The sequence below is a fragment of the Frigoribacterium endophyticum genome (genome assembly GCF_011759585.1).
GTDB classification, from domain to species: Bacteria; Actinomycetota; Actinomycetes; order Actinomycetales; family Microbacteriaceae; genus Frigoribacterium; species Frigoribacterium endophyticum.
Window position 1 is genome coordinate 502,163 of record NZ_JAAOYV010000001.1, and the last position, 19,743, is coordinate 521,905.

Below are 19,743 nucleotides of genomic sequence, written 5' to 3' on the forward strand. Positions count from 1 at the left end.
GCGACGGAGCGACGTGAAACCTGAGACGGACAAGGTGCGCGCTCCCAACATCCGCGACGTCGCGGCACTGGCGGGGGTCTCGTACCAGACCGTCTCGAGGGTGCTGAACGACAGCCCGAGCATCCGGCCGGCCACGCGGCAGCGCGTGCTCGACGTCATCGAGCAGATCGGCTACCGCCCGAACCAGGCGGCCAGGGCCCTCGTCACGAGCCGCTCCCGGGCGATCGGCGTCCTCACGCTGCAGAACGTCCACTTCGGCCCGCAGACCATGGTGAACGCCATCGAGCTCGAGGCGCGCGCGGCCGGCTACCGGCTCAGCATCGCGAGCACGACGCGCGCCGACGACGACGTCCGGGCCAGCGTCGACCTGCTGACGAACCAGGCGGTGGAGGCGATCATCGTCATCGCCCCCCAGCGCAAGTTCTTCGACGTGCTCGACCAGCTCGACCTCGGCGTGCCGATCGTCGCCCTCGACAGCACGCGTCGCACCACGGCCCACAGCCTCTCGGTCGACCAGCACGCCGGGGCCCGCCTGGCCACCCGGCACCTGATCGACCTCGGCCACAAGCACATCGTCCACGTCGCCGGCCCGCAGGACTGGATCGAGGCCGACGAGCGCATGCAGGGGTTCCTCTACGAGATGGGCGAGGCCGAGCTCTCGATCGAGCCGCCCATCCTCGGCGACCTCACCGCCGACTTCGGCTACCTCGCGGGCAAGGAGCTGCTGCGCCGTCGCGACTTCACGGCGGTCTTCTCGGCGAACGACCTCATGGCCGTCGGGCTGCTGCACGCGTTCCGCGAGGCCAGCGTCGACGTGCCGCGGGAGGTCAGCGTCGTGGGCTTCGACGACTCCCCGACGGCGGCGCACCTCTGGCCGCCGTTGACGACCGTGCGGCAGGACTTCGAGCTGATCGGGCGACGGGCCGTCGAGCTCGTCGTCTCCGAGCTCGAGGGCGGCACGGTCGTCGACCGCACGCTGGTCGCGCCCGAGCTGATCGTGCGCGGCTCCACGGCCCGCCCGTGGTTCCTCTGACGGCACCGCGTCGACGCTCCGCCCCGACCGCCGACGTCGCCCGCCCGCGGCGGTCGTGACACCGTTGTCGGCCGACGGTGACGGACCCGGGGGAGTCGCGCCCCGCCTCCCTCGGACCGGCGCGGATAACGGAACGGCAACGGCATTTGACAGCGGCCATGAGCGGGTCTAGCTTTGCTCCAGTCGCGGTGTGAACGGTCACATCCGGTGTCACAGGAGCCAGGTCGTCAGACCCGGCCGCCAGGCCCGGACAGCGACGAGTCAGGACGAGCCCGCCGCACCCGAGAGGGGCGGTCGGCCGACGAAGAGGTCGAACGTGGAGGTCAGTGTGCCCAGTGCACCGAACACGATGAGCGGGATCCCCGGGGGTGCCGGCCGTGGCCGTTGACTCTCCCGTCATCCTCGAGATGCGCTCCATCACCAAGGAGTTCCCGGGCGTCAAGGCGCTCGACGACGTGTCGATGCAGGTGCGTGCCGGTGAGGTCCACGCGATCTGCGGCGAGAACGGCGCCGGCAAGTCGACGCTGATGAAGGTGCTGTCGGGCGTCTACCCGTACGGCAGCTACAGCGGCGACATTGTCTACCAGGGCGACGTCATGCGCTTCCGCGACATCCGCTCCAGCGAGTCGCAGGGCATCGTCATCATCCACCAGGAGCTGGCGCTCATCCCCGAGCTCTCGATCACCGAGAACATCTTCCTCGGCAACGAGCCGACGAAGTTCGGCGGAGCCATCGACTGGCGCGCGGCCAAGACCCGTGCCGTCGACCTGCTGGCCCGCGTGGGCCTCGGCGACGACCCCGACACGGCGATCAAGAACCTCGGCGTCGGCAAGCAGCAGCTGGTCGAGATCGCCAAGGCGCTGAACAAGAACGTGAAGCTGCTCATCCTCGACGAGCCCACCGCGGCGCTCAACGAGGCCGACTCGCAGCACCTGCTCGATCTGATCCGCGGGCTCAAGGGCCGCGGCATCTCGTCGATCATGATCAGCCACAAGCTCAACGAGATCGAGGCGATCGCCGACTCGATCACGATCATCCGCGACGGCAAGACGATCGAGACGCTCGACGTCAAGGCCGACGGCGTCAACGAGGACCGCATCATCCGCGGCATGGTCGGCCGCAACCTCGCGAGCCGCTTCCCCGACCGCACCCCGAAGATCGGCGAGGTCTTCTTCGAGGTCAAGGACTGGTGGGTCCGCCACCCGCAGACCGCCGAGCGCTTCGTCTGCAAGGGCTCGAACATCTCCGTGCGCCGCGGCGAGATCGTCGGCCTGGCGGGCCTCATGGGCGCCGGTCGCACAGAGCTCGCGATGAGCATCTTCGGCCGCTCGTACGGCCAGTTCGTCTCGGGCCAGATCATCAAGGACGGCGAGACGGTCCAGATCAAGAACGTCTCCGACGCCATCGGCAACGGCCTCGCCTACGTCTCGGAGGACCGCAAGGTGCTCGGGCTGAACCTGCTCGACGACATCAAGCGCTCCACGGTCGCCGCGAAGCTCTCCAAGATCTCGAAGGCCTCCGTCGTCAACACGTACGAGGAGCACTCGATCGCGGAGGAGTACCGCAAGAGCCTCCGCGTCAAGACGCCCACGGTCGACGAGGGCGTGGCCAAGCTCTCCGGCGGCAACCAGCAGAAGGTCGTGCTGGCGAAGTGGATGTTCACCGACCCCGACCTGCTCATCCTCGACGAGCCGACCCGCGGCATCGACGTGGGCGCGAAGTTCGAGATCTACAACATCATCAACCAGCTCGCGGCACAGGGGAAGGGCGTCATCGTCATCTCCTCCGAGCTGCCCGAGCTGCTGGGGCTCTCCGACCGGATCTACACGATCTTCGAGGGCACCGTCACCAACGAGATGGACGCGTCCGAGGCCGATGCCGAGACGCTCATGAGAAGCATGACTTCGAAGAAGAGGGAGAACGCCGCATGAGTGGCATCAAAGACCTGAAGAAGGTGTTCGGCGGCAACCAGTCGAACGCTCGCCAGTTCGGCATGATCGCGACGCTCGTCGTGGCCATCCTGATCTTCCAGTTCCTCACCGGGGGGCTCACGCTCGACCCGACCAACCTGATCGCCCTGGTCAGCCAGTACTCGTACATCCTCATCCTCGCCATCGGCATGGTGATGGTCATCGTGGCCGGCCACATCGACCTCTCGGTCGGCTCGGTCGCCGCCTTCAGCGGCATCATGGTCGCCACGTCGATGACGAGCTGGAACTTCCCGTGGCCCGTCGCCATCGTGTTCGGCCTCGTCGTCGGCGCCGTGATCGGCGCCTGGCAGGGCTTCTGGGTCGCCTACGTCGGCGTGCCCGCGTTCATCGTGACCCTGGCCGGCATGCTCCTCTTCCGCGGTGCGAACCAGTTCGTCGGCAACGCCGACACGCTGCCCGTGCCCGAGGGCTTCACCGTCATCGGCGCCGGGTACCTGCCCGAGTTCGGGCCGAACACCGGCTACAACAACGCCACGCTCCTCCTCGGCCTGGTGCTCGCGCTGGTCGTGGTCTACCGCGAGTTCCGCCTCCGCCGCGTCCAGCGCGCCATGGGCTCCGAGATGGCGCCCCTCTGGGTCAGCGTCCTCAAGCTCGTCGTGCTCGTCGGCATCATCGCCTACGCCGCGACCCTCTTCGGCGGCGGCCGCGTCGGCACCTCCTTCCCGATCTCGGGCATCATCCTCGGCGTGCTCGTCCTGGTCTACGGCTTCGTGACGCAGAACACGATCTTCGGCCGCCACATCTACGCGGTCGGCGGCAACTCGCACGCCGCCGAGCTCTCCGGCGTCAAGGCGAAGCGCATCAACTTCTTCGTCATGATGAACATGTCGGTGCTCGCCTCGCTGGCCGGCATGATCTACGTCGCCCGCGCCGGTGCCTCCGGCCCGCAGGACGGCCTGAACTGGGAGCTCGACGCGATCGCCTCGGTCTTCATCGGCGGCGCGGCCGTCGCCGGCGGCATCGGCACCGTGACCGGCTCGATCGTCGGTGGCTTCGTCATCGCCGTCCTGAACAACGGCCTCCAGCTCATGGGCGTCGGCTCCGACAAGGTGCAGATGATCAAGGGCCTCGTGCTGCTGATCGCCGTCGCCGTCGACGTCTACAACAAGAGCCAGGGCCGCCCGTCGATCACGGGCTTCCTCACCCGGGGCCTCCGCCGCGACAAGAACGGCGTTGCCGCTCCCGCGGACGGCGCCCTGGCGAGCAACCAGTCCGGCGTCGGCGCCGGCCCGGAGAGCACCACGCCGGCCCTGCAGCCGAACGGCGACCTGAGCGACGTGCAGCGCCCGAAGGCCTCGACCCCCAACTAGACCCACCCGCGGGCCGACCACCGACGGTCGGCTCCGCCTCCCCGGGCGGTCGTCACCACGACCGCCCCCCGCACCACCAAGTGACACCTACGAGAAAGTAGACACAGCATGCGCAAAATCGCGCTGGCGACCATGGCGGTCGCCGCAGCAACGACGCTGATCCTGAGCGGCTGCTCCAACTCCGCCCGCACCGACGCCGGTTCCGGCGACGCGGCGTCCGGCTTCGAGCAGGGCTCGACCATCGGCGTGGCGCTGCCCGCGAAGACCAGCGAGAACTGGGTCCTCGCCGGCGACCTCTTCACCGAGGGCCTCACCGAGGCGGGCTTCAAGCCCGACGTGCAGTACGCGGCCGCCTCCGGCACCGTCGCGAACCAGCAGGAGGAGATCCAGTCCATGGTCACCAAGGGCGCGAAGGTGATCATCATCGGCGCGGCCGACGGTGCCCAGCTCGGCACCCAGGTCAAGGCCGCCCACGACGCCGGCGCCGTGGTCATCGCCTACGACCGCCTCATCCTCAACACCGAGGACGTCGACTACTACGTCGCGTACGACAACTTCAAGGTCGGCGAGCTCCAGGGCCAGGCCCTGCTCGACGGCATGGCCGCCAAGAAGGCTGAGGGCCCGTACAACGTCGAGCTCTTCTCCGGCTCGTCCGACGACGCCAACTCGAAGGTCTTCTTCGACGGCGCCATGAGCGTCCTGCAGCCGAAGATCGACGACGGCACCGTCGTCGTCGCCTCGGGCCAGACCGACATCAAGCAGACCGCGACCGACGGCTGGAAGGCCGAGAACGCCCAGCGTCGCATGGACTCGCTGCTCACCAGCACCTACGGCTCCACCGAGCTCGACGGCGTCCTGAGCCCCAACGACACCCTCGCCCGCGCCATCATCACCTCGGTGAAGCAGGCCGGCAAGACGGTCCCCGTCGTCACGGGTCAGGACTCCGAGGTCGAGTCGGTCAAGTCGATCATGGCCGGCGAGCAGTACAGCACCATCAACAAGGACACGCGCAACCTGGTCAAGCAGGCCATCGCGATGGTCTCCTCGCTGTCCGAGGGCGACACCGCCGAGACGAACGACGACGAGTCGTACGACAACGGCAGCAAGATCGTCCCGGCCTACCTCCTGCCCCCGCAGATCGTCACGAAGGACAACGCGGCCGAGGCCTACGCCAACGACCCGACCCTCGAGCCGCTGACGAAGTAGTCCCACCCGCAGCACAGCAGCACAGCAGCACAGCACCACAGCAGCGAGAGCCGATCGCCCCTCCGGGCGGTCGGCTCTCGTCGTCCCCGCCCCGGTACGGTGGTGCCGTGACCGGAGGCGCAGGGCAGGGCGCAGGCCCCGAGGAGGCGCGGCGCGGCGAGGCCGGCCCGCCCCGGTCGGTGCCCGTCACGGTCGAGCTGCTGCTCGCCTCGCCCCGCTCCCGCTACGTGGGCAGGCCCGCCGACGGCGCGGAGCCCGCCCTCGGGCCGGAGACGCCGAGCTCCGTCGAGGTCCGGGCCGGGCTGGGCATCGTCGGCGACCGCTACTTCGGCCGGGCCGCCCACCGCGGCGCTCAGGTGACCGTGTTCGCGGCGGAGTCCCTCGAGACGGTGGCGCGCCTCCTCGGGGTCGACGGGCCGCTCGACGCGGCGGCCACACGGCGGAACGTCGTGCTGCGCGGCCTCGACGTCGACGCGCTGCGCGGCACGACGTTCAGCGTCGACTCGGGGGAGGGGCCGGTGCTGCTGCGCGCGACCCGCGCGGCGAACCCGTGCGCGTGGATGGACCACGAGCTCGCGCCGGGCGCCTTCCGCGCGATGCGGGGCCGCGGGGGCGTGCGCTGCGAGCCGCTCAGCGACGGCGTGCTGCGGCTCGGCCCGGCCGTCGTGCAGCTCGGGCTCGCCGACGACACGGGTCGGTGACGGCCCGGCTCAGCCCAGCGACGCCGCGCTCCGCGCTGACGAGCAGCGACGCAGCGTCGGTCAGCTCGGGGTCACTGCCACCAGCTGGGCACCATGGCGACGATGGTGTCGAGCAGGGTCTTGCGGCTGGTGCGCTTGCCGCCGAGCCAGGCCTCGACCGCGCCGACCAGGGCGTGGGCGAAGAACCCGGCCGCGATGTGCACCGAGAGGCCCTCGGGCAGGGCGCCCTCGGGCAGGCGCGAGATGTGCTGCAGCGACGAGGTCTCGAAGTGGCCGGCGAGGGCCTGGTGGATCGACGCGTCGAGGGGGTCGGGCAGCGCGAGGCGGTACATCTCGCGGTAGCGCACGACGTGGTCGACGACCTTCTCGACCCCGCGGCGGGTGATCTCCGCGCCGTCGGCGTCGGGAGCGGCGTCGCGGGCCGCGGCGTCGGCCGCCCGGATCGCGTCGAGCTCGGGGGTGATCACCGCGGTCAGCAGCGCGCCGGGGGAGGTGGCGTGGCTGTAGAACGTCGCCCGGTTGATGCCGGCGGCGCGGGTGACGTCGGCCACGGTGATGGTCGACACGGGCTGCTTCGACGCGAGGTCGACGATGGCCGTGTGCAGGGCCTTCGTGGTCTGCACGATGCGGGCGTCCACCATGGTGACCTCCAGTCGGTACGGGTGCTGGGGCCGAGCTTAGGGGGTCGCCGACGGTCGTCGCGCTAGCCGACATCGGGTGTCGGTCGGGGCTGTCGGAGCCCGCCCGCTCGCCGGTAGTCTCGACGAGGCGGCCCCGCGTCGACGGGCCGACCGCCGCCTCCCCCTCCCTCCTCACCGCCGGGAGCCCACGCCGTCCGCTCGAAACGATTCGAGCCCGGCGGGCCCGGCCGGCCGGCCGGCCCCCTCCCTCCTCGACCACGAAGGCACCGCGTGACCACCGTCCTCCACCCCGGCGACGCCCTGACCCGCCGTCAGCGTCTCGTCTACGTGATCGTGCTCGGCGCGCTGACCGCGCTCGGCCCGTTCACCATCGACCTCTACCTGCCGGCCTTCCCGGCGCTCGAGGACGACCTGGGGGTGTCGACCGGGCTCGTCCAGCTCACGCTGACCGCGACGACGATCGGCTTCGGCGTCGGGCAGCTGCTCGTCGGCCCGTGGAGCGACAAGGTGGGCCGGCGGGCGCCGCTCATCGCCGCGACCGCCCTGCACGTGCTGGCGAGCATCGGCGCCGCCGCCGCGCCCGACATCGTCTGGCTCGGCGTCTTCCGGGTGCTGCAGGGCATGGGCGCCGCGGCCGGCGGCGTCGTCGCCCTCGCCATGGTGCGCGACCTGTTCGGCGGCCTGCCGCTCGTCCGGATGCTCTCGCGCCTCGCGCTCGTGAACGGCCTCGCGCCCATCCTGGCGCCGGTCATCGGCTCGCAGCTGCTCGCCTTCACGAGCTGGCGCGGCGTCTTCGTCTTCCTCGTCGCGTACGGCGCCCTCGTCATCGTCGCGGCGATGTTCCTCATCGTCGAGACCCTGCCGAAGGAGCGCCGCCACGAGCCCGGGCACTCGAGCCTCGGCCAGCGCTACCGGGTGCTCCTCGGCGACCGGGTCTTCGTCGGCGTCGCCCTGATCGGCGCGATGGTCTTCTCGGGGCTCTTCACCTACCTCTCGGCGTCGTCGTTCCTCTTCCAGGAGGTCTACGGCCTCGACGCGCAGCAGTACGGCTACCTCTTCGCCGTGAACTCGCTCGGCATCGTGGCGGGCGTCCAGATCAGCTCGCGCCTGGCACGGCGGTACGGCCCGCAGTGGATCCTCGCGGCGGCCACCGCCGTCCTGCTCGTCAGCGCGACCACCATCGTCGTGCTCGATTCGCTGCAGGTGGGCCTCCTCGGCATCCTCGTGCCGCTCTGGTTCTTCATCGCGGCCTGCGGGTTCACCTTCCCCCAGGTGCAGGTGCTCGGCCTGGCGAACCACGGCAAGGAGGCGGGCACGGCCGCCTCCCTCCTCGGCGCCCTCAACTTCGGCCTCGCGGGGCTCATCTCCCCGGTCGTCGGGTTCCTCGGCATCGGCTCCGCCGTGCCGATGGGCAGCGTGATGATCTGCACCTCCGTGGTGGCGATCGCCGCGCTCTGGCTGCTGGTGCGCCCTCGGACGGTGCCGGCCCTCGGGCACTGACCCGCGACTCCCCGGTACGTTCTGGGGATGACGACCGACCCGCTCTCGCCGAAGCCGCCGACCCCCGCCGAAGAACGGGTCGCCCGCCGCGTGCAGCGCCGGTGGTGGGTGGTGAGCGCCCTCGGCGCCATCGGGGTCGTGCTGCTGCTCGGCGTCGTCATCACGGCCCGGGCCGGCAGCCTCGGCATCGACGAGGAGTTCATGGGCGAGCTCGTCGAGCACCGCAGCCCGTTCTGGCAGGCGCCGGCTCTCGTCTTCAACGTGATCGGCGCCGGCGTGATCGGCGTCTTCGTCGTGCCGCTCGGGGTGGCGGCCGTGCTGCTGCTCCGGCGCCGGCCGTGGGCGGCCCTGTACTGGATCGCGTCGTGCGCCCTCAGCGCGGGCGTCGTGCAGGTGATCAAGCACACCTTCGGGCGGGCGCGGCCGGAGGAGATCCTCGTGGTGAGCGACTACGGCTCGTTCCCGTCGGGGCACACCGCCAACGCCGCGACGCTCGCCGTGGTGCTCGGGGTGATCCTGCGCCGCGCGTGGGTCTGGATCGCCGGCGTCGTCTACACCGTGGCGATGCTGCTCAGCCGCACGTACCTCGGGGCGCACTGGCTCACCGACACCGTCGGCGGCCTCCTGATCGGCGCGGGCGTGGCGGTCGTGCTCTGGGCGCCGGTGGCGCACCGGCTGCTCGCCGAGCAGGAGCGCGTGCGGGGCCTCGGCTGGGCCTGGCAGCACCGCCCCGACCGTGCGGCGGTGACGTCGTGAGCGACGAGCTGGCCCGGGCCCGCGCGGAGGCCGAGGCCGCGGAGGCCGTCGCCGCCGCCGCCCGTGCCGCGGCGGACGCCGCCGTCGCCCGGGCCCGGGTGCTGGCGCTCGAGGCGGAGGCGGCCGGCAGCGCGGCGCCCGACGGCCCGGCCGCGCCGGCCAGCCCGGCCGTCCCGCCCGCCCCGCCCGCCGACGTGCCGGCCCCGCCCGCGGGCCCGCTCAGCGAGGCCGCCGTCGACGCGGTCCGCCGCGGCTACGCCTCGACCGGCCCCGTGCTCGAGATCGGCGCCCTCGTCAACGGCGAGGCCCGGCCCGACGTGCCCGTGCGAGTTCCGATCGGCATGCTCACGCGGCACGGCCTCGTGGCCGGAGCCACCGGCACCGGCAAGACGCGCACGCTGCAGGTGCTCGCCGAGCAGCTCTCGGCCGCGGGCGTCCCCGTGTTCGCCGCCGACGTGAAGGGCGACCTCTCGGGCATCGCCCGCCCCGGCGCCCCGAGCGACGCGCTCCTGGACCGCACCAGGGGCATCGGGCAGGACTGGTCGCCCGAGGCCGCCCCGACCGAGTTCTTCGCGCTCGGCGGCGTCGGCACGGGCGTGCCGGTGCGGGCCACCGTCAGCGGCTTCGGGCCCCTCCTGCTCAGCAAGGTGCTCGGCCTCAACGACACGCAGGAGTCGAGCCTCGGCCTCGTCTTCCACTGGGCCGCCCGCGCCGGGCTGCCCCTCGTCGACCTCGGCGACCTGCGGAGCGTGCTCACCCACCTGGCCAGCCCCGCGGGCAAGGCCGAGCTGGCCGACCTCGGCGGCCTCAGCACCGCGACCGTCGGCGTCGTCCTTCGCGAGCTCGTCGCGTTCGCCGACCAGGGCGCCGACCGGTTCTTCGGCGAGCCCGAGATCGACACCGCGGAGTTCCTCCGCGTCGCCGCCGACGGCCGCGGCGTCGTCAGCCTCCTCGAGGTGCCCGGCGTGCAGGACCGCCCGGTGCTCTACTCCACCTTCCTCATGTGGCTGCTCGCCGACCTCTACAACGACCTGCCCGAGGTGGGCGACGTGGCGCTGCCGAAGCTCGTCTTCTTCTTCGACGAGGCGCACCTGCTGTTCCGCGACGCGTCGCGGGACTTCCTCGCGCAGGTGACGCAGACGGTGCGGCTGATCCGCTCGAAGGGAGTCGGCATCGTCTTCGTCACGCAGACCCCGAAGGACGTGCCCGGGGACGTCCTCGCGCAGCTCGGCTCGCGCATCCAGCACCAGCTGCGCGCCTTCACGCCCGACGACGCCAAGGCCCTCCGCGCGACCGTCTCGACGTACCCGACGAGCGACTACGACCTCGCCGAGGTGCTGACCGGCCTCGCCACGGGGGAGGCGGTCGTGACGGTGATGAGCGAGCGCGGCGCCCCCAGCCCGGTCGCCTGGACCCGTCTGCGAGCCCCGCGCGGCTCGATGGCCCCGACCCCCGCCGACGAGATGGCGGCCGACGTCGCGGCCTCGCCGCTGACCGCCGTCTACGGCACCGCGGTCGACCGGGACTCCGCCCGCGAGATGCTCGCGCGGAAGCTCGACGCGGCGGCCGCGGCCGACCGCTCCCGCGAGGAGCGCGAGGCCGAGCAGGCGGCGACGCAGGCCGAGTACGACCGTCAGCAGCGCGAGTTCGAGCGGGCGGAGGCGACCGCGTCGCGGCGGGAGCGGCGCACGGGCTCGACCCGCGCCTCCGGCGGCTCTCGCACCTCGCGCTCCCGGAGCGACGACGGCGGGCTGCTCGACGACGTGCTCGGCACGTCGGCCGGCCGCGCGGTCGTCCGCGAGGTGGTGAAGGGCATCTTCGGCACGCTGCGCCGCCGCTGACCCGGCGGGCACGCGGTCACGAGCCGGAGAGCACGCCCCAGAGCACCGTGAGGCCGCCGGCGGCGAGGGCGAAGACGACCACGACGGCGAGGGCCGCGAGCACGGGGCGGCCCTCGTACCACGAGCGGCTGCCCGGGTACTGGCGGTAGAGCTCGCTGAACGACAGGGGCTTCGGCACCGTCGTGGTGGGCGAGCCGAGCGTCTCGGCGACGAGCGCGATGGCCTCCTCCGACCAGTACGTGCCGCGCATGCGGAAGAGCGGGGCGCCGTCGGAGTCGGTCGCGAAGAGCTGCGGCACCGTGTCGGCCGAGTCGGAGCGGTAGGTGCGCACCACGACCACCGCCGCGATCCGCTCGCGGCGCAGCCGCACGAACCCGGGCAGCCAGCCGCGCTTGATGAACTCGTCGGCCGTGACCCCGACGAACGAGACGCTGTACCGCCAGTAGCAGATCAGCCCGACGACGACCGCGACGTCGGCCACCCAGATCACCGCCGGCCAGTGGGCCGTGCCGCGGGTCAGCCAGAGCAGGGCGAGCACGACGGGCACGAGGCCGAAGACGGCCGTGAGCACGGCCGTGCGGGCGACGGAGGCGCGCGGCAGGGCGTACGCCTCGAAGTCGTCGCGTGCGACGCCAGCCCTCATACCGTCCCCCTGTGCGGCACGACGACGCCCCCGCCCGCGGAGGAGGACCGCCACCCCTGACAGTCCTTCGTGCAGCTCCGAGCCTACGGGATCGGCCCCTCGCCGACCGCACCGGGCGGTGCGGTCACGGCACCCCAGACCGGGCAGCCCGCGAACGGGGGGAGTCGCGGGTCGAGCCCCCGCAGCACCCGCCCCGGGCCCCGGCTCAGCGGTCGCGGAGGCGCTCCAGCTCGCGCCGCTCGCGCTTGGTCGGCCGCCCCGCCCCGCGCTCGCGCACCGGCACCGCGGCGACCTCCTCGCGCGGCGGGGGAGGCGGCGTGAGGTCGGTGACGGCCAGGGCCGCGACCGGTGCGCCGACCCGCTTCACGAGGCACTGGCGGACGACGAGGACCCGCTCGAGCCCCGCGAGGCGCACCCGCACCTCGTCGCCCGGCCGGACGGCCTGGGCGGCCTTGACCCGCTCGCCGTTGACGCGCACGTGCCCCGCCCGGCACGCGGTCGTCGCGGCCGACCGGGTCTTGACCACGCGCACGGCCCACAGCCAGGCGTCGACGCGACAGGAGGCGGGGGAGTCCATCCGACGATGCTACGCGCGGACGACGCCCGGACCGTCCGCAGCACCCCTCCGCGTCCGCTACCATTGACGAGGTCGGGCGCCGGTCTCACCGTGCTCACCTCAGGAGGATTCGCCTAGTGGCCTATGGCGCACGCTTGGAAAGCGTGTTGGGTGCAAGCCCTCAGGGGTTCGAATCCCCTATCCTCCGCGACTGAATGGCCTTCCCCTTCGGGAGGGCCATTCGTCGCTCTGTGCTTGTCTGGCGCCTCTCGGCGCTGGTGCGGGCGGCTTCGCCGCCGCACCAGAGGGGCGCTGGGCGGCTTCGCCGCCTCCGCTGGGGAGGAGCGCTGGGCGGGTTCGCCGCCTCCGCGATCCGTCGGGGCTGCGCGAGTTCGCCGCCTGCGTGATCGGTCGGGGGCAGGCGGGCGGGTCAGGGGGCGGGGTCGGCGGGGGCGTCGTCGAGGCGGAGGGTCATGTAGCGGAGGTCGAGCCAGCGGCCGAACTTCGTGCCGACCTCGCGCAGCAGGCCCGCGTCCTCGAAGCCGAGCGACCGGTGCAGCCGCGCCGAGCCCTCGTTGCCCGCCTCGACGAGCGCGACCATCACGTGGTGGCCGGCCTCCCTCGACGACGCGATCAGCGACTCCATCAGGGCCCGCCCGGTGCCGCGACCCTGGTGGCCCTCGCGCACGTACACGCTGTTCTCGACCGTGTGGCGGTAGCCGGGCTTCGCGTGGAACGGCCCGACGCTGCCGTAGCCGACGACGAGGTCGCCCTCCACCGCCACGATCGCGCTGCGCCCGGGCTCGCTGTGCGCCGCCAGCCAGTCGCGCCGGCCCTGCAGGTCGGGCGGCACCTCCGTGAAGATGGCGGTCGAGCGGGCCACGGCGTCGGCGTGGATCTCGAGCACGCCCGGCAGGTCGGCCTCGGTCGCGGTGCGGATCAGCATGCGACGAGCTTAGGAGGCGCGGTGCGGCCGGTCACGTCGCCCGCGTCACGCGTAGGTTCGGCTCATGAGCGACGACACCTACACCGCATCCTTCATCGGCGAAGACGGCGCCGAGGTCTCCTCCGAGCAGCTCGCCTACATCGACGGCCTCCCGCAGAAGAGCGTCATGCGGCCCGGCGCCGACGACGGCGAGGACCTCAACTGGGAGCTCGACACCGACACCACCAGCGACGACGGCTTCGTCTACCGCTCGATGGGCGTCGCGCAGCACGACTACTCCTGAGCCCCCGGGCTCGGTAGGGTCGGTCGCGGGGCGGCACCCCGCTCCGCAGGACCGACCGCGCACGACGGCGTGCGCGCAGGAGGAGATCGCCATGGCCCCGAAGGACGCGTCACGGTCCGTGCTCCGCAAGAAGCCCGTGCTCGAGATCGAGGACGAGACGAGCGGCACGGGCCTCTTCAAGAGCCTCGGGCTCTGGCAGCTGACCGCCATCGGCGTCGGCGGCATCATCGGGGTGGGCATCTTCTCGCTCGCCGGCCTCGTCGCCCACGGCGACGACGCGAGCCCCGGCGTCGGGCCCGCCGTGCTGTTCTCGTTCCTCATCGCGGGCCTGGCCAGTGCAGCCGCCGCGCTCTCGTACGCCGAGTTCGCCGGCATGGTGCCGCGAGCCGGCTCGGCCTACACGTACGGCTACGTCGCCCTCGGCGAGATCGTCGGCTGGTTCATCGGGTGGGACCTCCTGCTCGAGTACGTGGCCATCGTCGCGGTCGTGGCGATCGGCATCTCGGGCTACTTCGACGCGTTCCTCTCCGGTCTCGGCCTCGACCTCCCGGCGTCGATCGCCTCGACGCCCGACGCGGGGGAGGGCGGCGTCGTCAACCTCCCCGCCATCGTCGTCTGCCTGCTCGTCACGTTCATCCTGAGCCGGGGCTCGAAGGCCTTCGGCCGGTTCGAGATCGTCGCCGTCGGCATCAAGGTGCTGCTCGTGCTCTTCATCATCGGGCTCGGTCTCTTCCACCTGAACGCCGAGAACTTCTCCCCGTTCGTGCCCAACGGGTTCGGCCCGGTCTTCACCGGCGCCGCCACCGTGTTCTTCGCGGTCTTCGGCTACGACGCGATGAGCACCGCGGCGGAGGAGAGCGTCGACGGCAAGAAGCACATGCCGAAGGCCATCGTGCTCTCGCTGATCATCGCGATGATCCTCTACGTCGCCGCGACGCTCGTACTCACCGGCATGCAGGACTGGCGCGAGATCGACCCCGAGGCCGGCTTCGCCTCGGCCTTCACGAGCGTCGGCCTGCCCGTGGTCGCGACGATCATCTCCGTCTTCGCCGTGATCTCGATCCTCACCGTGATGCTCACCTTCCTGCTCGGCGTCACGCGCGTCTGGTTCTCGATGAGCCGCGACGGCCTCCTGCCCGGCTGGTTCGCGCGCACCGACCGCAAGGGCGTGCCGCAGCGGGTCACCTGGATCGCCGGCGTCGCCTCCGCCCTGCTCGCCGGCGTCTTCCCGATCCGGGCCGTCGCCGACCTCACGAACATCGGCATCCTCGCCGCGTTCGTCGTCGTCTGCGTCGCCGTCATCGTCTTCCGGTACCGCAAGCCGGAGGCGCCCCGCACCTTCCGTCTCCCGCTCATGCCGTTCGTGCCCGCGTTCGGCGTGCTCGCCAGCGGCTTCCTCATCGCCCAGCTGCACTGGGAGACCTGGCTGCGCTTCGGCGTCTGGCTCGTCGTCGGCCTCGTCGTCTACTTCGGCTACGGCCGCCGCCACTCGCTGCTGAACCCTGACAGCCCGCGCCTGCCCCGCTGAGCCTCCCCGGGGTCCGCCTCACCGGCGGCTCGGAGCCGGCCGGTCGTAGGCTGAGGGCCGTGTCGACCCGCATCTACATCACGTCCGCAGAAGGCCACACCGGCAAGTCGACGATCGCGCTCGGCGTGCTCGACACGCTCGGTCACGAGGTGGGCCGGGTGGGGGTGTTCCGGCCCGTCGCGCGCTCCACCGACGAACGCGACTACGTGCTCGAGCTGCTGCTCGCCCACGACAGCGTCGACCTCGCCTACGACGAGTGCGTCGGCGTCACCTACGACGACGTGCACCGTGACCCCGACGCCGCGCTCGCGACCATCGTCAGCCGCTTCGCCGCGGTCGAGCGCCAGTGCGACGCCGTCGTCGTGATCGGCTCCGACTACACCGACGTCGGCAGCCCCACCGAGCTCTCGTTCAACGCGCGGGTCGCGGCCAACCTCGGTGCCCCGGTGCTGCTCGTGCTGGGAGGCCGCACCGCCGACGGCACCGCGGCCCGCACGGGCATCGACATGCGCCAGGTCGCCGAGGTCACCACCGCCGAGCTCCGCAGCGAGCACGCCAGCCTCCTCGCCGTGGTCGCGAACCGGGTCGACCCCGAGCGGCTCGACGAGGTCGTCGGAGGCATCGGCTCGGCCCTCGAGACCGCACCCGGCGGCCGGGTGCCCGTCTGGGCGCTGCCGGAGGACCGCCTCCTCGTGGCCCCGACCGTCCGCGCCGTCCTGGCGGCCACCGGCGCGACGCTCGTCCGCGGCGACGACGCCCTGCTCGACCGGGAGGCGGTCGGCGTGGTCGTGGCGGCCATGTCGATGGAGAACGTCCTGCCGCGCCTCACCGAGGGCGCCGTCGTCGTCGTGCCGGGCGACCGGTCCGACGTGCTCGTCGCCACGGTGCTCGCCCACGCCTCGGAGACCTTCCCCTCGCTCGCCGGGATCGTGCTCAACGGCGGCTTCGACCTCGCGCCCCAGGTCGACCTGCTGCTCGAGGGCCTCGGCAGCTCGCTCCCGGTCGCCCGCAACGAGCTGGGCACCTACGACACCGCGCTCGCGATCACGCAGACCCGCGGCCGCCTCGCCGCCGACTCGCCGCGCAAGTACGACCTCGCCCTCGCCCTCTTCGAGCGACACGTCGACGCTGCCGAGCTGCTCCGCCTGCTCCAGGTGAGCCCGTCGGGCGTCGTCACGCCGCTGATGTTCGAGTACCAACTGCTCGAGCGTGCCCGCGGCGCCGCGAAGCACATCGTGCTGCCCGAGGGCGACGACGACCGCATCCTCCGCGCCGCGTCGTCGCTGCTGCAGCGGAACGTCGCGAAGCTCACGCTGCTCGGCGACGAGACCGCGATCCGCGCCCGCGGGGCCGAGCTCGGCCTCGACCTCGCCGAGGCGCGGGTGCTCGACCCGTTCGACCCGAGCCTCCAGGTGCAGTTCGCGACGGAGTACGCACGGCTGCGCGCCCACAAGGGCATCTCCGCCGCGATGGCGATGGACACCGTCACCGACGTCTCGTACTTCGGCACGATGATGGTGAAGCTCGGGCTGGCCGACGGCATGGTCTCCGGCGCGGCGCACACCACGGCCCACACCATCCGGCCCGCCTTCGAGGTGATCAAGACTCTGCCCGACGTCGGCGTCGTCTCGAGCGTGTTCCTCATGGCGCTCGCCGACCGCGTGCTCGTCTACGGCGACTGCGCCGTCATCCCCGACCCGACGGCCGAGCAGCTCGCCGACATCGCCATCTCGTCGGCGCAGACGGCCGAGCAGTTCGGCATCGAGCCGCGTGTGGCGATGCTCAGCTACAGCACCGGCGACAGCGGCTCGGGCGCCGACGTCGAGAAGGTGCGCGCCGCGACCGCCCTCGTGCGCGAGCGCCGCCCCGACCTCCTCGTCGAGGGCCCGATCCAGTACGACGCGGCCGCCGACCCGACGGTCGCCGCCGCGAAGATGCCCGACTCCGACGTCGCCGGCCGGGCGACGGTGTTCATCTTCCCCGACCTCAACACGGGCAACAACACCTACAAGGCCGTCCAGCGGAGCGCCGGAGCAGTCGCGATCGGCCCGATCCTCCAGGGGCTCCGCAAGCCGATCAACGACCTCTCGCGCGGCGCCCTCGTCAGCGACATCGTCAACACGGTCGCGATCACCGCCATCCAGGCCGGGACCCCCGCCGCGGAGGCGCGGGTCACCGCCGACCCCGCGGTCGCGGCCCTGCCCGCCCCCGTCACCACCGCCTCCACCCCCGCCCCCGCAGAAGGGAACACCCCGTGAGCGCAGTCCTCGTCGTCAACTCCGGATCGTCGTCGTTCAAGTACCAGCTGATCGAGCTCGACGGCGAGGCCACCCTCGCGAGCGGCCTGGTCGAGCGCATCGGCGAGGCCACCGGGTCGACGAAGCACCGCAACCACCTGACGGGGGAGGAGACGAGCAGCGACTCCGCCCCCGTCGCCGACCACGCCGCCGGCTTCGCCGCGATGCTCGACGCCTTCCGCGACCACGGACCGTCGTTCGACGAGCACCCGCCCGTGGCGGTCGGCCACCGCGTCGTGCACGGCGGCGAGGAGTTCGACCGGGCCACCGTCGTCACCGACGAGGTCGAGGCCGCGATCGACCGCCTCTCGGCGCTCGCGCCCCTCCACAACCCCGCCAACCTGCAGGGCATCCGCGCCGCGAAGGAGGCCTTCGCCGACGTGCCGCACGTCGCCGTCTTCGACACCGCCTTCCACCAGACCCTCGCGCCCGCCGCGTACACCTACGCGATCGACGCGGAGCTGGCGTCGAAGCACCACGTGCGCCGCTACGGCTTCCACGGCACGTCGCACAAGTACGTCTCCGAGGCGACGGCGGCCTTCCTCGGGCGGCCGCTCGCCGAGCTCAAGATCATCGTGCTGCACCTCGGCAACGGGGCGTCGGTCGCAGCGATCGACGGGGGCCGCTCGGTCGAGACGAGCATGGGCATGACCCCGCTCGAGGGCCTCGTGATGGGCACCCGCTCGGGCGACATCGACCCGGCCGCGGTCTTCCACCTGCACCGCGAGGCCGGCCTCGGCTTCGACGAGCTCGAGACCCTGCTCAACAAGCAGAGCGGCCTGCTGGGCCTCACCGGCAGCGGCGACATGCGCGACGTCCAAGACAGCGCGTCACGCGGAGACGCCGTCTCCGAGGCGGCGCTCGCCGTCTACCGCCACCGGATCCGGCACTACGTCGGCGCCTACGTCGCCCAGCTGGGCGGGCTCGACGCCGTCGTGTTCACCGCCGGCGTGGGCGAGAACAACGCCCTGCTGCGACGACGCACGCTGGCCGGCCTCGACTTCTTCGGCATCCGCGTCGACGACGACCGCAACGAGCTCTCCTCGCGCGAGGCGCGGCTCATCTCGCCCGAGGGCGCCGCCGTCTCGGTGCTCGTCGTGCCGACGAACGAGGAGCTCGAGATCGCACGTCAGGCCGCGGCGCTCAGCTGACCGACCCGACGACGAGAGGGACCAGGGAGGCGCGGGTCGCGCCTCCCTGGTCCCTCTCGTCGTGCAGGGGGCCGGCCTCCCGTCGTGGGGGAGGCGTGGGCCGGGTCAGTACTTGATCGTGGCGAGCGCGTCGGAGACGGGCGTCTCGCCGGAGACGAGCTCGAACTGCGTCTTCACGGCCGTGCCCTCGAGGATCGCGGTGGCGATGACCTCGGCGACGTCGGCCCGGGGCACGGTGCCGCGCTCGACCGTCGTACCTACGGTGACCTGGCCGGTGCCGGCGTCGTCGGTGAGGCCGCCGGGGCGCACGATGGTCCAGTCGAGGCCGTCACGGGCGCGGAGGTCGGCGTCGGCCTCGCTCTTCGCGCGCATGTAGACCTGGTAGACGGCGTCGTCGTCCTCCGCGGGCAGCTGGGCCTTCTCCGGGTCGAAGTCGTCGGTGCCGATGGCCGAGACCATCACGTAGCGCGAGACGCCCGCGGCCTCGGCGGCGTCGGCCAGCAGGACGGCCCCGTCACGGTCGATGGTGAGCTTGCGCTCGGCCCCGCTCCCGCCGCCGCCGCCCGCCGCGAACACGACGGCGTCGGCCCCGTCGAGGTGACCGGCGAGGGTCTGCACGTCGGTCTGCTCGAGGTCGAGCACGAGGGCACGGGCCCCCGCCGCCTCGAGGTCGGCGGTGTGGTCGGGGTTGCGGACGATGCCGACGGGGTCGTGCCCAGCGTCGGCGAGGCGGCGTTCGAGGAGCTGGGCGATCTTGCCGTGCCCTCCGGCGATGACGATTCTCATGCCCCCATCGAACGCCCCGTGTCGCCGGAGCCGCTCAGGAGCCGCTAAACTTCTCGAGGCTCCCCACGTGGCGTCATCCAGGCCAACTCCCCCAGGGCGGAAACGCAGCAAGGGCAACCTGGCTCTGGCGGGTGCGTGGGGAGTCTTCCTTTTTTTCTCGCGCCGCCGCCCCTGCGGCGCGACGGGGCGCGGTGCCGGGGCACGACGGGATCGGCGGGTCGCCATCCCGTGGGGGGCGCCGCCGCCCCTGCGGCGCGACGGGCGCGGTGCGGGGGACATCGTCGGGCCCGGAGCGAAGGGGACGGCCGACGAGCGCAGGGCAGACCGCTCGGTCGGGGGACACCTGGCCCCCGGGATGGGGGCAACGGAGGGATGTTCAGCTTCGCGCCCTCTGCATAGGATGACGTCACGACGAGACCCACCACCTCGTCGGCACGGCTCACCACCGTGCCGGTCCGCCCCTCACCAGGGCGGTCCGCCGACCGTGCGGCACCGCAGCCGCCCGACCGTCAGGATCAGGACGATGAGCCCCTCACCACGGCACGTCAGCACCACCCGCAGGCGAACGACCCCG

Annotated in this window: 17 protein-coding genes, 1 tRNA gene and 1 other RNA gene; 14 read left to right on the top strand and 5 right to left on the bottom strand. The window is 72.3% G+C overall.

The annotated features are described in order from the left end of the window. Positions 1-13 precede the first annotated feature (13 nt). The 5 genes from FHR77_RS02420 (at position 14) to FHR77_RS02440 (ending at position 6,241) form a co-directional block, all read left to right on the top strand. Complete coding sequence (locus tag FHR77_RS02420; RefSeq protein ID WP_341777190.1) at positions 14-1,033, top strand: LacI family DNA-binding transcriptional regulator; 1,020 nt, start codon at positions 14-16, stop codon at positions 1,031-1,033. A 407-nt stretch (positions 1,034-1,440) separates the two neighbouring features. Next, a complete protein-coding gene (gene mmsA, locus FHR77_RS02425) occupies positions 1,441-2,964 on the top strand; it encodes a multiple monosaccharide ABC transporter ATP-binding protein (protein WP_167259425.1) in 1,524 nt (507 codons plus the stop codon). After that, positions 2,961-4,334 carry a multiple monosaccharide ABC transporter permease gene (mmsB, locus tag FHR77_RS02430; protein ID WP_167258528.1) on the top strand — a complete coding sequence of 458 codons (1,374 nt, stop codon included), beginning with the start codon at positions 2,961-2,963 and terminating at the stop codon, positions 4,332-4,334. The genes mmsA and mmsB overlap by 4 nt, the downstream gene beginning before the upstream one ends. 108 nt (positions 4,335-4,442) lie before the next feature. Next, positions 4,443-5,540, top strand: coding sequence for a substrate-binding domain-containing protein (locus tag FHR77_RS02435; RefSeq protein WP_167258530.1), 1,098 nt, complete (start codon positions 4,443-4,445; stop codon positions 5,538-5,540). A 107-nt stretch (positions 5,541-5,647) separates the two neighbouring features. Further along, positions 5,648-6,241, top strand: coding sequence for an MOSC domain-containing protein (locus FHR77_RS02440; RefSeq protein ID WP_341777191.1), 594 nt, complete (start codon positions 5,648-5,650; stop codon positions 6,239-6,241). A 71-nt stretch (positions 6,242-6,312) separates the two neighbouring features. On the opposite strand, the gene FHR77_RS02445 is transcribed toward FHR77_RS02440, so the two are convergent. Continuing rightward, positions 6,313-6,882, bottom strand: coding sequence for a TetR/AcrR family transcriptional regulator (locus tag FHR77_RS02445; RefSeq protein ID WP_056053096.1), 570 nt, complete (start codon positions 6,880-6,882; stop codon positions 6,313-6,315). 270 nt (positions 6,883-7,152) lie between these two features. Between FHR77_RS02445 and FHR77_RS02450 the strand changes: the two genes are divergently transcribed. From FHR77_RS02450 to FHR77_RS02460, 3 genes are read left to right on the top strand one after another with little or no spacing between them, the layout of a single operon-like run. Continuing rightward, positions 7,153-8,382, top strand: coding sequence for a Bcr/CflA family efflux MFS transporter (locus FHR77_RS02450; RefSeq protein ID WP_167258532.1), 1,230 nt, complete (start codon positions 7,153-7,155; stop codon positions 8,380-8,382). A gap of 27 nt (positions 8,383-8,409) precedes the next feature. After that, entirely contained in the window at positions 8,410-9,138 is a 729-nt protein-coding gene (locus FHR77_RS02455; RefSeq protein ID WP_167258534.1) for a phosphatase PAP2 family protein, read from the top strand. Continuing rightward, positions 9,135-10,979: a helicase HerA-like domain-containing protein gene (locus FHR77_RS02460; protein WP_167258536.1), complete on the top strand. Its 1,845-nt coding sequence runs from the start codon at positions 9,135-9,137 to the stop codon at positions 10,977-10,979. Before FHR77_RS02455 ends, FHR77_RS02460 begins: the two co-directional genes overlap by 4 nt. A 16-nt stretch (positions 10,980-10,995) precedes the next feature. Here FHR77_RS02460 and FHR77_RS02465 read toward each other — a convergent pair whose 3' ends face one another. Both FHR77_RS02465 and FHR77_RS02470 read right to left on the bottom strand, forming a co-directional pair. Next, a complete protein-coding gene (locus FHR77_RS02465) occupies positions 10,996-11,622 on the bottom strand; it encodes a hypothetical protein (RefSeq protein WP_167258538.1) in 627 nt (208 codons plus the stop codon). 205 nt (positions 11,623-11,827) lie between these two features. Beyond that, complete coding sequence (locus tag FHR77_RS02470; RefSeq protein ID WP_167258540.1) at positions 11,828-12,199, bottom strand: RNA-binding S4 domain-containing protein; 372 nt, start codon at positions 12,197-12,199, stop codon at positions 11,828-11,830. Between the two features lie 102 nt (positions 12,200-12,301). Between FHR77_RS02470 and FHR77_RS02475 the strand changes: the two genes are divergently transcribed. Next, a tRNA-Ser gene (locus FHR77_RS02475) sits at positions 12,302-12,386 on the top strand. A 222-nt stretch (positions 12,387-12,608) separates the two neighbouring features. Here the strand turns inward: FHR77_RS02475 and FHR77_RS02480 are convergent. Continuing rightward, positions 12,609-13,124, bottom strand: a complete 516-nt coding sequence (locus FHR77_RS02480; protein WP_167258542.1) for a GNAT family N-acetyltransferase — start codon at positions 13,122-13,124, stop codon at positions 12,609-12,611. 64 nt (positions 13,125-13,188) lie between these two features. Here FHR77_RS02480 and FHR77_RS02485 point away from each other — a divergent pair, with 64 nt between their 5' ends. The 4 genes from FHR77_RS02485 to FHR77_RS02500 all read left to right on the top strand — a co-directional run bounded on the left by FHR77_RS02485 (position 13,189) and on the right by FHR77_RS02500 (position 18,383). Beyond that, the gene (locus FHR77_RS02485; RefSeq protein WP_056053120.1) at positions 13,189-13,407 is read left to right on the top strand and encodes a hypothetical protein; all 219 of its coding nucleotides are present in this window, start codon (positions 13,189-13,191) and stop codon (positions 13,405-13,407) included. A gap of 91 nt (positions 13,408-13,498) precedes the next feature. Then, complete coding sequence (locus tag FHR77_RS02490; RefSeq protein WP_167258544.1) at positions 13,499-14,935, top strand: amino acid permease; 1,437 nt, start codon at positions 13,499-13,501, stop codon at positions 14,933-14,935. 59 nt (positions 14,936-14,994) lie between these two features. After that, positions 14,995-17,193: a phosphate acetyltransferase gene (gene pta, locus FHR77_RS02495; RefSeq protein ID WP_056053128.1), complete on the top strand. Its 2,199-nt coding sequence runs from the start codon at positions 14,995-14,997 to the stop codon at positions 17,191-17,193. Continuing rightward, positions 17,190-18,383: an acetate/propionate family kinase gene (locus tag FHR77_RS02500; protein WP_167258546.1), complete on the top strand. Its 1,194-nt coding sequence runs from the start codon at positions 17,190-17,192 to the stop codon at positions 18,381-18,383. The genes pta and FHR77_RS02500 overlap by 4 nt, the downstream gene beginning before the upstream one ends. Before the next feature lie 105 nt (positions 18,384-18,488). Here the strand turns inward: FHR77_RS02500 and FHR77_RS02505 are convergent, their stop codons facing one another. After that, on the bottom strand, positions 18,489-19,169 hold the full coding sequence (locus FHR77_RS02505; protein ID WP_167258548.1) for an SDR family oxidoreductase: 681 nt from the start codon (positions 19,167-19,169) through the stop codon (positions 18,489-18,491). A 54-nt stretch (positions 19,170-19,223) separates the two neighbouring features. On the opposite strand from FHR77_RS02505, the gene ffs reads away from it, so the two are divergent. Continuing rightward, positions 19,224-19,320: signal recognition particle sRNA small type (gene ffs, locus FHR77_RS02510), an RNA gene on the top strand. The last annotated feature ends 423 nt before the right edge of the window (positions 19,321-19,743 follow it).

Excerpts from the sequence above, each read along its gene's own strand:
- mmsA (WP_167259425.1), top strand. The coding sequence starts at position 1,441 with ATGCGCTCCATCACCAAGGAGTTCCCGGGCGTCAAGGCGCTCGACGAC.
- mmsB (WP_167258528.1), top strand. The coding sequence starts at position 2,961 with ATGAGTGGCATCAAAGACCTGAAGAAGGTGTTCGGCGGCAACCAGTCG.
- FHR77_RS02435 (WP_167258530.1), top strand. The coding sequence starts at position 4,443 with ATGCGCAAAATCGCGCTGGCGACCATGGCGGTCGCCGCAGCAACGACG.
- FHR77_RS02445 (WP_056053096.1), bottom strand. The coding sequence starts at position 6,882 with ATGGTGGACGCCCGCATCGTGCAGACCACGAAGGCCCTGCACACGGCC.
- FHR77_RS02455 (WP_167258534.1), top strand. The coding sequence starts at position 8,410 with ATGACGACCGACCCGCTCTCGCCGAAGCCGCCGACCCCCGCCGAAGAA.
- FHR77_RS02465 (WP_167258538.1), bottom strand. The coding sequence starts at position 11,622 with ATGAGGGCTGGCGTCGCACGCGACGACTTCGAGGCGTACGCCCTGCCG.
- FHR77_RS02470 (WP_167258540.1), bottom strand. The coding sequence starts at position 12,199 with ATGGACTCCCCCGCCTCCTGTCGCGTCGACGCCTGGCTGTGGGCCGTG.
- FHR77_RS02480 (WP_167258542.1), bottom strand. The coding sequence starts at position 13,124 with ATGCTGATCCGCACCGCGACCGAGGCCGACCTGCCGGGCGTGCTCGAG.
- FHR77_RS02485 (WP_056053120.1), top strand. The coding sequence starts at position 13,189 with ATGAGCGACGACACCTACACCGCATCCTTCATCGGCGAAGACGGCGCC.
- FHR77_RS02490 (WP_167258544.1), top strand. The coding sequence starts at position 13,499 with ATGGCCCCGAAGGACGCGTCACGGTCCGTGCTCCGCAAGAAGCCCGTG.
- FHR77_RS02505 (WP_167258548.1), bottom strand. The coding sequence starts at position 19,169 with ATGAGAATCGTCATCGCCGGAGGGCACGGCAAGATCGCCCAGCTCCTC.